1 protein-coding gene is annotated in these 386 nt (G+C 73.6%); it reads left to right on the forward strand.

The features are described from left to right. A partial coding sequence (locus FJV41_RS57715) for a peptidylprolyl isomerase (protein WP_181791666.1) occupies positions 1 to 386 on the forward strand: 386 nt, incomplete at both ends.

Below are 386 nucleotides of genomic sequence, written 5' to 3' on the forward strand. Positions count from 1 at the left end.
GTCCAAGTATGAACTGAACCTGGGCCACATCCTGGTCACCGTGCCGGAGAACGCCACGCCCGAGGTGGTCGAGCAGCGCCGCCAGCGCGCGCAGCAGGCGGCCGACCGCGTGCGGGCCGGCGAGGACTTCGCCAAGGTGGCGCGTGAGTTCTCCGACGCCTCCGAAGCGTCCGCCGGCGGCGAACTGGGCCTGCGCGTGGCCGACCGCTACCCGGACCTCTTCCTGCGCGCCACGCAGCAGGTGGCGGTGGGCGGCATCGCCGGCCCGGTGCGCTCGCCCGCGGGCTTCCACGTGCTGCGGGTGATCGAGCGCTCGCGCGTGGGCATTCCTTCCTCGGCCCTGCAGACCCACGTGCGCCACATCCTGCTGCGCACCGGCCCGCAAC

The sequence above is a fragment of the Myxococcus llanfairpwllgwyngyllgogerychwyrndrobwllllantysiliogogogochensis genome (genome assembly GCF_006636215.1).
GTDB lineage: Bacteria > Myxococcota > Myxococcia > Myxococcales > Myxococcaceae > Myxococcus > Myxococcus llanfairpwllgwyngyllgogerychwyrndrobwllllantysiliogogogochensis.